At 54.9% G+C, this 12218-nt stretch carries 12 protein-coding genes and 1 tRNA gene; 5 read left to right on the top strand and 8 right to left on the bottom strand.

The features are described from left to right. Positions 1-402 precede the first annotated feature (402 nt). From ACI2I2_RS00940 to ACI2I2_RS00925, 4 genes are all read left to right on the top strand, one after another. Complete coding sequence (locus ACI2I2_RS00940) at positions 403-1740, top strand: SrfA family protein (RefSeq protein WP_404656170.1); 1338 nt, start codon at positions 403-405, stop codon at positions 1738-1740. A gap of 2 nt (positions 1741-1742) precedes the next feature. After that, on the top strand, positions 1743-4724 hold the full coding sequence (locus ACI2I2_RS00935) for a virulence factor SrfB (protein WP_404656169.1): 2982 nt from the start codon (positions 1743-1745) through the stop codon (positions 4722-4724). Continuing rightward, entirely contained in the window at positions 4721-6862 is a 2142-nt protein-coding gene (locus ACI2I2_RS00930) for a virulence factor SrfC family protein (protein WP_404656168.1), read from the top strand. The genes ACI2I2_RS00935 and ACI2I2_RS00930 overlap by 4 nt, the downstream gene beginning before the upstream one ends. 171 nt (positions 6863-7033) lie before the next feature. After that, entirely contained in the window at positions 7034-8425 is a 1392-nt protein-coding gene (locus ACI2I2_RS00925; RefSeq protein WP_404656473.1) for an aldehyde dehydrogenase, read from the top strand. On the opposite strand, the gene ACI2I2_RS00920 is transcribed toward ACI2I2_RS00925, so the two are convergent. Together ACI2I2_RS00920 and ACI2I2_RS00915 are read right to left on the bottom strand one after the other, a co-directional pair. Continuing rightward, positions 8410-9174: an alpha/beta fold hydrolase gene (locus ACI2I2_RS00920; protein ID WP_404656167.1), complete on the bottom strand. Its 765-nt coding sequence runs from the start codon at positions 9172-9174 to the stop codon at positions 8410-8412. The genes ACI2I2_RS00925 and ACI2I2_RS00920 overlap by 16 nt on opposite strands. Positions 9175-9241: 67 nt before the next feature. Beyond that, positions 9242-9415 (bottom strand): GhoT/OrtT family toxin, encoded by a 174-nt coding sequence (locus ACI2I2_RS00915; protein ID WP_404656166.1) that lies wholly within the window; start codon positions 9413-9415, stop codon positions 9242-9244. Between the two features lie 183 nt (positions 9416-9598). Here ACI2I2_RS00915 and yncL point away from each other — a divergent pair, with 183 nt between their 5' ends. Then, positions 9599-9691, top strand: a complete 93-nt coding sequence (yncL, locus tag ACI2I2_RS00910; protein WP_330985049.1) for a stress response membrane protein YncL — start codon at positions 9599-9601, stop codon at positions 9689-9691. A 65-nt stretch (positions 9692-9756) separates the two neighbouring features. On the opposite strand, the gene ACI2I2_RS00905 is transcribed toward yncL, so the two are convergent. From ACI2I2_RS00905 to ACI2I2_RS00880, 6 genes are all read right to left on the bottom strand, one after another. Then, entirely contained in the window at positions 9757-10002 is a 246-nt protein-coding gene (locus tag ACI2I2_RS00905) for a hypothetical protein (RefSeq protein ID WP_404656165.1), read from the bottom strand. Positions 10003-10065: 63 nt separating this feature from the next. Further along, positions 10066-10614, bottom strand: coding sequence for a GNAT family N-acetyltransferase (locus ACI2I2_RS00900; RefSeq protein WP_404656164.1), 549 nt, complete (start codon positions 10612-10614; stop codon positions 10066-10068). A 175-nt stretch (positions 10615-10789) separates the two neighbouring features. Further along, positions 10790-11083: a hypothetical protein gene (locus ACI2I2_RS00895; protein WP_404656162.1), complete on the bottom strand. Its 294-nt coding sequence runs from the start codon at positions 11081-11083 to the stop codon at positions 10790-10792. Positions 11084-11233: 150 nt separating this feature from the next. After that, positions 11234-11458, bottom strand: a complete 225-nt coding sequence (locus tag ACI2I2_RS00890; protein ID WP_404656161.1) for a hypothetical protein — start codon at positions 11456-11458, stop codon at positions 11234-11236. 87 nt (positions 11459-11545) lie between these two features. Beyond that, positions 11546-11623, bottom strand: a tRNA-Lys gene (locus tag ACI2I2_RS00885). Positions 11624-11720: 97 nt separating this feature from the next. Continuing rightward, positions 11721-12155, bottom strand: a complete 435-nt coding sequence (locus ACI2I2_RS00880) for a hypothetical protein (protein ID WP_404656160.1) — start codon at positions 12153-12155, stop codon at positions 11721-11723. Positions 12156-12218: the final 63 nt, after the last annotated feature.

Genomic DNA, 12218 nt, shown 5'->3' with positions numbered 1-12218 from the left:
CCGCTCATATTGGCGCTTTCTTCACCATTTCTACGGCGGTGTTGAAAAGATAAAAAAAAGCCACCGGGGGATGGTGGCGAGTTGCTTGCATTGAATACGTCGATAGTAGCGTGATGTAAAACATCTTTATTCTTGTGGGAATAAGAATATCGCAATAACCCTGTTAACAACATGGAGAAAGTTAAAAGAGTAGATTAGAATAATCCCAAATTCATTCATTGACGGAAGCGATATTTTCCCCTCATACCTTGCAGTTGGTTTGGCTTAAGTGTCGTCAAAAATCAAGCAAAACGGCGCTCATCAATGGCCCGAAGATTTGCCTTTTTTGCCCTGTCCTCTGCCGTTTAGTTTGACGTTCTCTGCCGTAAAGTAGAGGCGTGAAAAAGTCTATGGGATAAGAACGTGGCAAAAACTCTTTTACGCAGCGGCAAACTGGACGACTTCCAGTCCGTGGGCGGCGGCGGCCAGGCCGTATTTGCATCAGCATTACAAATCCGTGAAACGCTACGTCTGCGCAAACAGCAGGCTCTGGTGGAGTGTCTGGCGATCCCGCAGGTCAACGATGACGGCGACCGTGTTGACTGGTATTCCCCGGTTGAGGGCGATGTGGTTGCCTGGAAAGCCGCTGAAGACGAACAGCGCGACCGTGCCCTGCATCAGCTGGAAACGATGGCCGATGCCGCACTGAGCCTGGCACGCAAATGTCAGCAATCGGACAAAACCGCCCAACAACTGTTTGGTGCGCTGCTGGAAAAAACGTTGCAATTCCCTGGCGAAAACCACGTATTTCTGGTCGACGGTAAACCGGTGATCACCTTCTGGGGCTTTGTGAATCTTAACGAAAGCGCCCGTGAAGAGCTGTTTGGCTGTCTGCACATGCTCCCTGTTGATGAACCTTTGCTGACCGCCGATGAAGAGGACGACTTCATCGATGAAGAACCGCTGAAAGTTACCTTAAGCCACGCCGACGAACCGCTGCTTGCCACGCCATTAACCCTGACAACATCAGTAGAACCTGAAGCAGAAACCGTGCCTGAAGTGGTTTCAGAACCAGAAGTCAGTGAACCCGCACCGATGGCTGTGCCAGAAAAGAAACTGCGCCGCCTGCCGCTGTGGAGCCTGCCGGTTGCCGCCGTCATTGTTGCCGCGATTGCCGGGCCGCTGCTCTGGCCACGCCAGACTACCTCTGCCGAACCCGAAATCGCCCACGTTCAACCGCAAACTGTCGACGTTCAGCCTGCGCCAGAACCTCTGCCAGAGCTCAAAGCAGCCCTTCCGCTGCATCTGGCGAGCGTGACTGAACCGGTTAAAGAAGAAAAGCCGGAGCCTAAGCCAGTGGTTATCGCAGCCATTCCTAAAGATGCGCTGGTGATGGAAGCCGACCAGATGCGTGCAGGCACCACCAAATTCCTCAACGGTAACTGGCGTGTGCTGGTTGACGTGAAAGATCCGGTGAGCGGTAAGCCGCTGTCACTCCGCTATCAAATTCTCAATAACAAAGGCAGCGCTCGTCTGGTACATGGCGATAACGTGGTCTGCAAAGCCGATATTTTCTCTGGCCTGCATCAGAACGGGGAGTTGTTGATCAAGAGCCGTGGGCACGCGCGCTGCAGCGATGGCTCGCGTTATCCGCTGCCTGAAATCTCCTGTAAGGCTGGCACCAGCGACGTGGCTGAGTGCACCGGCCGCTACGATGCCAGCACCGTGGTGCCGTTAACTTTCCGTAAAGTGGGAGCGTGATAATGCTGGTTACCCTCTGCGATTACCAACAGAGCGTCACGCTCATTGCCAACAGCGGCGTGCAATTCCTTGATTTTGGTCTGACGCCACAGGATTCATTGAGCAATGGCCGCTTTGTGCGTAAAACGGCGAACGGCCCATTGCTGCGTCTGAATTACGATATCGTCAACAGCCGCTACACGCTGCCTGCTCTTGATGGTCAGCAGGCGGAAGTGGTGAAACCTGAAAGCACGCTTTCGCTTGAGCACTCGCTCGCGATGCTGGATGGCGTCTGGCTCCCCCTGCCGTTCCTGCGTTTTAATCCGCCACGAACGTTTGTGGAAGGCCCGGAAAACTGGGCGCGCGTACAGATTCGCAAGCTGCCAACGCCGGACTCAGCCGGGAACACTCACCGCGTCACTATCGCCCTCGACAGCCAAATTCGTGATGACGCGCCTTCCGGATTAGCCCCTGTAGAAAATGATTTGCTCAACGGCACCCGCTTTGCTCTGGCCTGGCGTGACGAAGAAGTGGCGGATTTTCTCGACCAGACCTGGATTGATGGCTGGCTGCGGGAAGTCTTCACTCAGTACGCCAGCCATGAGGAAAACCGCAGTGAGCGGGAAATCACTCAGGCAATGCGGGGGTTCGAATATCAAGGGCACTGGCTGAACTTGCTGGCGCTGCTGGGCGAGCAGCTTAGCGTGCCGGAAGTGAAAATTGTCACCGCCACGGTGAGCACGCCTGCTATTCCTGTCGACCTGATTCTGGATGTCGGTAACAGCCACACCTGTGGCGTGATCATCGAAGATCATGGTGATGCTAACGACGGCCTGCGCCAGACTGCCGAATTGCAGGTTCGCTCACTGAGTGAGCCGCAGTTCCTCAATGCGCCGCTGTTCACCAGCCGGCTTGAGTTCTCCGAAGCGCGCTTCGGTAAACAGCATTTTTCCGTAGAAAGCGGTCGTGAAGATGCGTTCGTCTGGCCTTCTATGGTGCGAGTGGGTGATGAAGCTCGCAAGCTGGCAATGCAGCGTCTGGGCACCGAAGGCAACAGCGGCATTTCCAGCCCACGCCGTTACCTTTGGGATGAAACGCCGACGGTACAGGACTGGCGTTTCAGCCAGATGAACAGCCGCACTCAGCGCGAACCCGTAGCCGCCGCCTTCCCTCTGGCCTATTTGATGAATGATGACGGGCAGCCGCTGTTTACCTTGCCGCCCGATGAGCGGATGCCGGTGTTTTCCCCGCAGTACAGCCGCAGCACGCTGATGACCCACATGCTGTGTGAAATTCTTGCACAGGCGCTTGGGCAGATTAACAGCGTAGCAACTCGCCAGCGTCTGGGCTTCCCATCTTCACCCCGCCAGCTCCGTACCTTGATTCTGACGTTGCCTTCTGCGATGCCAAAACAGGAACGCGAGATATTCCGTCGTCGTATGTTTGAGGCTATCGCCCTGGTCTGGAAAGCGCTGGGCTGGCATCCGCAGGATGAAGATTTCGTCACCGCAAAGCATCAAGACAAAAGCGTGGTGCCGGTACCGAACATTCATATGGAATGGGACGAAGCCAGCTGCGGTCAGCTGGTGTGGCTCTACAACGAAGCGATGTCTCATTTTGGCGGCCAGACCGAAGCGTTTTTTGCCGCCCTTTCGCGCCCGGACAGAGAGCCGGAAGCCGGTGCCAAACCGGGTCGCTCGCTCCGCGTGGCTGCCGTAGATTTAGGCGGTGGCACGACCGACATGGCTATCACCCATTATCGACTGGATGATGGCACGGGGAGCAATGTCAAAATCACGCCAGAGCTGCTGTTCCGCGAAGGGTTTAAAGTTGCTGGTGACGACATCCTGCTCGACATTATTCAGCGCTGCGTCCTGCCTGCGCTGCAAACGCACCTGCAAAAAGCGGGGATCGCCGATGCGCCCGCGCTGATGGCTACGCTGTTTGGCGATTCTGGCCGTATCGATACGCAAGCAGTCCTTCGCCAGCAAACCACTTTGCAGCTGTTTATGCCGATTGGTCACGCTATTCTCGGCGGCTGGGAACAAAGCGACATCAATGACCCCTTAGCGGGACTGCATGCCACCTTTGGCGAACTGCTGCCGCAGATGCCGACCCGCAATGTGATGAATTATGTCAGTCAGGCTATCAGCCATGCTTTACCAGCAGGCGCAGAGCCGTTTGACTTGCTGAGCACACCCATTCAGGTGAGCTTCCGCGACCTTCATGCCGCCATGCTGGCGGGTGAATTTACGATTGCCGCCCCGCTGCACGCTGTCTGCGAAGCGATTTCCCATTACAGTTGCGACGTTTTACTGGTGACAGGCAGACCGGGATGCTTACCCGGCGTGCAGGCGCTGATCCGCTATCTGCAGCCTGTTCCGGTCAACCGTATGGTGTGGATGGACAGCTATCACGTTCACGAATGGTATCCCTTCAGCCAGCAAGGCCGTATCGGTAACCCAAAATCAACCGCTGCCGTGGGCGCGATGCTGTGCAGTCTGGCGCTGGATTTACGTCTGCCACGCTTCAATTTTAAAGCGGCCGATATCGGGGCTTACTCTACCGTGCGTTACCTTGGCGTGCTGGATAACACCGTCAACACGCTGCGCGATGAAAACATCTGGTACAGCGAACTGGATCTCGATAAGCCCGGGGCCAAACTGGATGCCCGCATCCACTTCCCTTTACGCGGTAATGTCACCCTCGGTTTCCGCCAGTTAGCGAATGCACGCTGGCCCGCCACGCCGCTTTACACCCTGAGCATCAACTCGCCGGAAGTGGCGAAAGCTATTGCCGGAGACGGCGTATTGCAGGTGCGCTTGCAATTAACGGGCGGTAATCGCCAGCAAGGCCCTGAAGCCTTTACGCTCGCCGATGCCTGGCTGCAAGACGGCACACCCGTCCCGCCAGATGCGCTTACTTTAAAACTGAACACCCTGGCCGACCGCCGTCACAGCGGCAGCCACTACTGGATTGATAGCGGGAGCGTTTACCTGAAATGAGCCGACTGCAAAACATCATCGACTGGACACAGGACACCCGCCGGATATCGCCGCTTTTCGATACCGATGCCGACGCGTTATTGACCCGTTTATACATGCTTAAAGCACAGGAAACGACGCTAGCTGAAGCGCAATCGGCTCCTGCCAGCATTGGCCTTTTTGGTCATTCTCAGGCCGCAAAGACCCATTTACTCAGCGCGCTTTGCAGCAGTGGTAACGGGCGGTTACTGGTGCAAACGGGCAGCAAAACGCTCGACTATTTTACGCACCTCAATCCCGGCCATAACCTGACGAGAATGGCTATTCGTTTCAGCCACCTGGCCTCGGTGCCCGATGAAGCCTTCCCCCTTCGCCTGCGTATTTTGCGGGAAGCTGAGCTGGTTCAGGTGTTTCTTGTGCACGCCTTGCAGCAAGGCCAGGTCCGTCAGGTCGCGAAATCCGTAGTCATAGCTCGCCTGAAAGCCTGGCAGTCACTGCGTCAGACTCAGCCTGTACCGGGAATGAACGAAGAAGATGTCGCCGCGATTGCGCGTTTCTGGCAGGAGCATATTCCTGCGCATCAGCAGCAGATTGATGAAAGCCTGTGGCAACAGTTTATTCAGTTGCTGCCCTGCCTGGATCTGAGTGCCCGCGCCAACGCATGGGCATTGTTGTGGGGCGAGCAACAGGAGTTGACTCGTCAGTGGCTAAGTCTGGCGCATGTGCTTCAACAATGCGGCAACGCACGCGAACTGGCTGCACCCTTAAGTCTGCTGGTCGACAGTTTTGCCCTGCCCGCAGAAGGGTTTCTGACGCCGGAAAGCGAGCCTGAAGGTGAAGCGCTTCTGCATCCACTGGTGAATAATCAGCTGCAAAGTGCTGTAAGCCTGCCACTTAGCGCCCTGGGGTTACTGACCGTAGAACTGGTGCTGCCGACGGAAAACGGCGTGCTGGATAACGTGGACCTGATTGATATCCCGCAACCTGCACAGCAAGACAGCACTGAGCTTTGGGTCAGCAAATGCCACTGGCTGCTTGACCACTATCGTCAACTGCATCAGCCCGATCTGCTGCTGATTTGTAATGCTGCCGCCCAACGCTCACAAATCCCACACAGCGCGAAAACATTGATGAAGTGGGTGAGCGACACGCAGCCGCAGCAAGAAGGCGCGCTGCCAGGGCTGGTCTGGGCGATCACCCCGCAGGACGACCGGTTTGTTCGCAAAATTAATCTTGATGAAGCTGTTCAGCAACTGATTGAGAAACCCGGCCAGCGCTGGGGAACGTTACAGGCGCTGGACGGCAGCAGCCTGCAACGCCTGATTGAGTGGCTGTCTCAGGCTACCGTTCCGTCATTGCGTACTTCGCGTTTGCACAGGCTGGCTGAACGTCAACAGCACCTGCTTGAGCACTTGATGTCAGGCTGGCGAGCGGGCATTCAGGTAAGCCCTGCCACTGTGCGCCAGCAAGCCGAAAATGTGGTACGTGAACTTCAGGGACACGCCGCCATTCTGGGCGAATTGCTGGAAGGTCTGCTGCCACCGTTGAGCCATTTCGAGCAGCTCATCCAGGTGCATCAGCCGCGCGAAGAAAAAGTCAGCGGCTTGTTCAGCGATAATCTCGACCTGTTCGCGCAACCTGACGATCAACAACAAGGCCGCTACGGCAGCCAGCAAAACGGCGCTCAGGCTCACACCCTGTGGGTGAAGTACCTGCGCCAGTGGAGCCGAAGTGAGAGCAATGCGCAGCGTTTCGGCCTGACGCCAACCACCCTTCATCAGCTTGCAGATATCCTGGTGGTGGCGAGTTATCGTCTTGATCTGCCCGCTCAACTGCAAAGCGTGGTGCCAGATGAACGTGCCAGCGCGGCTCGCCTGCGCGCCACTATCAGTAACTATCTGGCGTGGCTTGGGTATGCAGATCTTCCTCTCGAAGCGCGCCCGGCAAGCCGTGTGGTGAAAGGAAGCACTTTGTTTGCTCCTTCAGCCAGCAACACCGAGCGCCTGACGCAGTTGGGCGAGCGGCCTGCTCATGCGGCAACTCGCTACGTTTATGACTGGTTAGTTGCGTTATTCACCCGCGCGACCGAAGCCCCGGATTACCGCCACCCACTGGACGTTTCGGACAGTTCCCGAGCCAAACTCTCCGCCTTGCTGTAATCGCCTCCGGCCACAAGGATGTGAGCCGGATAGACTGCACAAAAAATAGCGTGCGATTAACGCCACCTCTCTGGCCTTCTCACGTCTGCTCTCTACACTCATTTCGTCAACCAGAACAATGAGGTAATCATGACAACCACCTGTACTCTGTTTATTGATGGCAAAGACGTGATGGCGAAAGCGGGCCGCGTCTTTGAACGTCAAAACCCTGTTGATGGAACACTTGCCAGCCGTAGCGCTGCCGCTGATGTTGATGACGCCCTTAGCGCCGTTCAGGCAGCAGAAAAAGCTTTCGAACATTGGCGAAACACCACGCCCGCAGAACGTCGCGGGCTACTACTGAATGCCGCCGAGGAACTCGAAAAACGCACCGAACAGTTTGTGGCAATCATGGCTGCTGAAACCGGTGCAACGCCACACTGGGCAGGTTTTAATGTTCACCTCGGCGCAGAAGTGCTGCGTGAAGCAGCCGCAATGACCACGCAAATTGACGGGCAAGTCATCCCTTCCAACGTCCCCGGCAATCTGGCGATGGGCGTGCGTCAGGGCGCTGGCGTCGTGCTGGGAATGGCGCCCTGGAATGCACCCATCATCCTCGCTGTTCGGGCCATCGCTACACCATTAGCCTGCGGTAATACCGTGATCCTAAAAGGGTCCGAGCTTTCGCCTGCGACACAAGGGCTGATTGTTAGCGCCCTCAACGCCGCAGGCTTCCCTGCGGGTGTGGTGAATTATCTCTCGTGTGCTGCCGAAGATGCGCCAGCCGTAGTCGAAAGCCTGATAGCCCACCCCGCTGTTCGTCGGGTCAATTTCACCGGGTCAACCAGCGTCGGCAGGATCATTGCGCAAACCTGCGGCCGTCACCTGAAACCTGTGGTGCTGGAATTAGGCGGCAAAGCGCCGCTACTGGTGCTTGACGATGCTGATCTGCAACAAGCCGCGGCGGGCGCCACCTTTGGCGCGTTCGCCAATGCCGGGCAAATCTGCATGTCCACCGAACGCATTATCGTTGATACGGCGATAGCAGATGCGTTCGTCGATCAACTGGTCAGCCGGGTAAAAACTCTGCCACCTGGGCTGCTGGGGCCCGTTGTCGACGCTCGCACCGTGGAGCGCTGCAACGCCCTGATCGACGACGCTCTCAGCAAAGGCGCAACGCTGCTGACCGGCGGCAAAGCCAACACCACACAAATGCCTGCCACGCTTATCGATGGCGTAACGCGTGAGATGAAACTGTGGAGCGAAGAATCTTTCGGCCCGGTGAAAGCCATTATCCGCGCCAAAGGCGACGCAGCTTTACTGGCTATCGCCAATGAGAGTGAATATGGCCTGTCTTCGGCTGTTTATACGCAAGATACAGCACGCGGCTGGAACGTTGCCCAGCAACTGCAAAGCGGCATTTGCCACATCAATGGCCCGACCGTGCACGATGAAGCCCAGATGCCTTTTGGCGGCTGTAAATCATCCGGTTACGGCCGATTTGGCGGACGTGCAGGCATCCACGAATTTACCGAATTGCGTTGGATAACCTTGCAAACCACCCCGCGTCAGCTGCCATTTTGAGCAAAGATGTGCCCTAAAACCGCAGCTAACCCCGCAGGGTTCTCCCAGGACATGGAATGTCCTGCTGCAGGCACAATGTGCAGCGGAATAGCTTCACGAGAAATAGCCTCAGCGTCTGCATCGGGTAATGATTGTTCGCCAAAGACCAGTGCCTTGTGGCAAGTCAGCGCTAAAAAGCGCGACATCCATGAAGGAGACACGCCCTCAACAAGGCTTTTGGCACCGCGCCACATGGCGTGCGGTGAGCAGCTTTGCAGGCAGCCTTTCCACGGTGAGGTCTCTGCGTCCATGATCTTACCGAAGACGTCGTCAACAAAGCGTTCTTCAGGGTAAGCCACCACTTTGCGGCTATAGAAGCCGCCGCCGCTGTGAAAATTAGGCTCAGAAACGGCCAGCGTGTTCACGTCCTTGCCCAACAGTTCTGCCACCTGAATGGCAACGCTGCCGCCCATGCTGTGACCAAAGAGATCGACTTCAACGAATCCTTTCGCCCTGAGCCATTGCGCCACAACTTCTGCCTGATGGGTAATGGAGTAATCAAAATGAAGAGGCTTGTCGCTGTAGCCAAAACCAGGCAGGTCGATGAGCAGCGCCCGGCGATTTTTGAAGCCGGGATCGGTAACAATCGGGGGATATTCGTAAGAAGACGCGCAGGCCAAACCATGGATGAACACCACTGGCCTGCCCTGACCCGGAAACTCATGCCAGCGCACATCGGCACCGGCGATCGCTGAATAAAAACTCTGCATGATTCGCTCCCCTTCCCATTGACTGTATTTTTATACAGTACACAAGGAGAGTTCGCAACAGTCCGAATCAGAACAAGGAGAGCAACAAAGCGACTGGAAAACTGAACGGCCATGTAGCACCAATCAACACGGTGGCGATAAAGCGAATACGCTTACGCTCTTTGGTGAGAAACCACGTAATCAATGCGCTGAGGGTGGCCATAATGGCATAGAAAACCAGCATTTTCTGGTAAAGCGTCATCTGTAAAACCCGATCCAAATCAAAAAAATTCGCGCGCACTATGCAACGTTTTTTGACGAGCATCAAGTTTTTACACTCTGAATTGTCTTAGGAGGGAACTTCTGTAAAAACCTACTTTGTCTGATTGCGAACTTCTGTTGCGCAGACTATATCAATAGAGGCAAATAACTCGAGGTAGGTCTTATGGAAGTTTCCAGCAGAACCGTATTCCTGATAAATGTCTGTGTCGCCGTTGCACTCATTAGCCTGCTGTCGTTTCGCTTTGGCTGGATTTGATTTGTTGTTACTGATACCCCAGAACAAAAAAAGCAGCCCAAGGCTGCTTTTTTTGTGTCGACCCGTTATTCCGTCGTCTTCACCTTAGCGGCATTCACGTTAAACGCCGCCTGGAGCGCCGCCGCGTTGTCGTAGCTGCTGGGATCATAAGTCGGCAACGGATGTGCCTTTTCGTGATCCCATTCCGCCGCCGTACAGGCCGCTTCCGTTCCGCCTTTTTTCTCACATTCGGCGATGCGATGCGCCGGGGAATTTGTGCAACCACTCAGTAAAGCCAGCGCCATTGGGGCGCAAATAATCAGTTTCTTCATGCCTTCTTAAGCCACTACCAGAATCAGAAAGCTGACGATCCTCGCATAGCTCGTCCAGGGCTGTCAAAGCCCGATTAATCCGGAAGTTGGCCGCTTGACCATCTCCTGCTGGTGCCGCCGCCACTCTTCAACCTTCAGCGCATAACACTGGCTCGGCAGCGCATTGGCGACATCGGTGATGTGCCCGCGAAGCGCTAATCCTGCCTTCAGCAATACGCGCTGCGACGACAGATGATCCGGCCTAACCACGGCCGTTATCTTGTCCAGATGCCTTTCATCAAAAGCGTAATCCAACAGGCGCTGGCAAAACTCTGTCGCCAGCCCTCTTCCCCAGGCTTCCGTTGCAAAACGATAACCGAGGTTGTGGGTGAGCTCATCACCCAGCGGGCGAACACTGATGCCGCCAAAGCCGATAATCGTCTGCGGTTGTTGTCTGTCATAAATCGCCATTTCACCAATCCCGTGCAGCTGCCAGCCCTCCAGCCATTGCGCGAGTCGGGTTTGTGCATATGCCAGATCGGGATAAGGTCCCGCAGGATTGAAGGTGTTGGTGGCCGGATCGCCATATATGCGGAAGAGATCGTCTGCGTCGTCAGTATGAACAGGACGCATGACGAGGCGTTCTGAGTAAAGAAATTGCGTGTTGATTTGCTCACCGCTCCATCTCAGGGATGCCAGCCTTTGTGAGCGTCTTGTGCGCTACCAAGTCTGTGCTGGCACGGGGTACCCTGAATTATGAACAGTTTTTGCTATTTTGCCTGGCAAACCGCACTGAAAACCGGAAAACTTAATTTGACGTTCCCAGCCGACGAGCACGTTCCAGACGAGAAAGCCCGGCTTCATCCCCGGCATCTTTCAACGCGTAATACTCCGGATCTTTAATCCGTTCCAACTGATGCGTAAGTTCAAGCAACTGTCGTTTCACCCCGAGGATTTCCTGAGCCAGCTTCTCATTTTCATGATGTAAATCCTGCGCCTCATGCTTCAGTTCCATGATGTGCTTGCCTGCCGCAGGGAAGCGGTTGATTTCCTGCCAAAATGCCATAAACAGCGCAAAAAGCGCGATCACCAGAGTTGTCATACCTTTGTTCCATTTTTATTCTAAAAAATGAAATTTTAGCGGTTGGGATTTAAAAAAGGCAGATGAAAGCGAGGTTGAGGGCTGATTTTCAGTGGTTTCTTGCGGATCGGATAGCAACAATGAAGCCGCCCTCAGGCGGCTTTTCGAGATTCAGATATCGCCTTCCAGCGCATCCTGAATGGCATCTGCCAGCGTGGACACTTCCTGCGCGACATTACGCAGATCCATTTGGCTGCGAATACCTGAATTAGCGGTGGAAGCCGCCACAGACGCTTTCGAGATTTCTAGTGCAGCCTGAACAGCCAGCAAGCGCTTTCTGTTTTCAATCGCTTCAGCACCGGTCGCGTCATCGAGATCAAAATACCCTTCTAACATCGCACTCTCCTTAAAGATGAAAAAATAGAAAAAAAACGTTGGAGTAAGAGACTAAAAACCCCGGCATACGCCAGGGTTGCAGGAAGTTGGACCGCCACCGAGGCCTCGAACCTCGTACACTACAACATAAAATGTCATTTGCTCTTCCAGCTGAGCTAGTGGCGGATAGGGCTGTGAATACTACCCCCGTCAGGTGTTCATTACAAACTGAAGGCGTAAAAAGGCGTTTCAGTTCTTAAGCTAAATCAAGCGTTGCGCAGTTTTACACCGATTTGTCGACGGTAGTATTGGAACCCGTCGTCAAGATTCGCACTTTGTCGCCAGGAGTAAACGTCACACTGCCGTTGTAGCTCTGAATCACCTCAATGGTCTGCCCGGACTGGGTTTTGATAAACAAATCCACTTCCTGAGCATTGAGCTGTTCTGTCTGATGATGACGTGACGCAGCAACCCCAGCCACCGTTCCCGCTGCGGTCATGGCCGTTTTTCCGTGTCCACTGCCAAATTGATGCCCCACCACGCCACCGACCGCGCCCGCCGCCAGCGTTCTTAACGGATGGTAGCCCTGCTGGGTATGCGTAATGATTTTACTCTGCTGAACCGTGCCATATTCCACCAGCGTTTTGGTCCCGGCAAAACTGGCCTGACTGGTCAGAGTCAAAAGACTTAAAGCAAGAAGTGTTGTTTTTTTCATCATGGTTACACTTTTCGATAACAGGATCTCAGATTTTGCCTGCCCGCAGAGTCTTGCTTTAAGGCA

This window comes from Scandinavium sp. NPDC088450 (assembly GCF_044900545.1).
Taxonomy (GTDB): Bacteria; Pseudomonadota; Gammaproteobacteria; order Enterobacterales; family Enterobacteriaceae; genus Scandinavium.
Note: the sequence above shows the minus strand (reverse complement) of the source record. Positions and strands in the feature narration are given on the sequence as shown.

Coding starts and splice junctions, on each gene's coding strand:
- ACI2I2_RS00900 (WP_404656164.1), bottom strand. CDS start 10,614: ATGCGTCCTGTTCATACTGACGACGCAGACGATCTCTTCCGCATATAT.
- ACI2I2_RS00895 (WP_404656162.1), bottom strand. CDS start 11,083: ATGACAACTCTGGTGATCGCGCTTTTTGCGCTGTTTATGGCATTTTGG.
- ACI2I2_RS00920 (WP_404656167.1), bottom strand. CDS start 9,174: ATGCAGAGTTTTTATTCAGCGATCGCCGGTGCCGATGTGCGCTGGCAT.
- ACI2I2_RS00880 (WP_404656160.1), bottom strand. CDS start 12,155: ATGATGAAAAAAACAACACTTCTTGCTTTAAGTCTTTTGACTCTGACC.
- ACI2I2_RS00925 (WP_404656473.1), top strand. CDS start 7,034: ATGGCGAAAGCGGGCCGCGTCTTTGAACGTCAAAACCCTGTTGATGGA.
- ACI2I2_RS00915 (WP_404656166.1), bottom strand. CDS start 9,415: ATGACGCTTTACCAGAAAATGCTGGTTTTCTATGCCATTATGGCCACC.
- ACI2I2_RS00890 (WP_404656161.1), bottom strand. CDS start 11,458: ATGTTAGAAGGGTATTTTGATCTCGATGACGCGACCGGTGCTGAAGCG.
- ACI2I2_RS00905 (WP_404656165.1), bottom strand. CDS start 10,002: ATGAAGAAACTGATTATTTGCGCCCCAATGGCGCTGGCTTTACTGAGT.
- ACI2I2_RS00935 (WP_404656169.1), top strand. CDS start 1,743: ATGCTGGTTACCCTCTGCGATTACCAACAGAGCGTCACGCTCATTGCC.
- yncL (WP_330985049.1), top strand. CDS start 9,599: ATGGAAGTTTCCAGCAGAACCGTATTCCTGATAAATGTCTGTGTCGCC.
- ACI2I2_RS00930 (WP_404656168.1), top strand. CDS start 4,721: ATGAGCCGACTGCAAAACATCATCGACTGGACACAGGACACCCGCCGG.